The organism is Thermorhabdus hydrogeniformans, assembly GCF_049310025.1.
Taxonomy (GTDB): Bacteria; Bacillota; Thermosediminibacteria; order Thermosediminibacterales; family Tepidanaerobacteraceae; genus JBJYKD01.
In genome coordinates this window covers 1-275 of sequence record NZ_JBJYKD010000124.1, presented here as the reverse complement: position 1 = coordinate 275, position 275 = coordinate 1, and the positions used below count along the sequence as shown (strand labels likewise).

1 protein-coding gene is annotated in these 275 nt (G+C 52.0%); it reads right to left on the bottom strand.

The annotated features are described in order from the left end of the window. Positions 1-275: cohesin domain-containing protein (locus ACKX14_RS15770; protein ID WP_422449334.1), on the bottom strand; the 275-nt coding region annotated here is incomplete at both ends.

Genomic DNA, 275 nt, shown 5'->3' with positions numbered 1-275 from the left:
TTTGCTTTGAAGTTCAGCTCGACCAGTGCCGCATCATCGCCTATTATGGCCCGGGTGCTGGCCAGCAGTATTCTCACGCTGCCGGGCTTTTCTTCATATACTTCTGCTATTATGATGTCGTCGCCGGCCTCTTGGCAGGTTGTAAGTTCAAACAGGTCTTCGTCGTATTCCACCGTTATGTCTGCGGCGTATACGTTTGAATATACGCTGTCCGCCACGCTCTTCAGGCCTATGTTCAGTTTAAATTCACTTCCGGCCTGCACCGTATCGGGGCC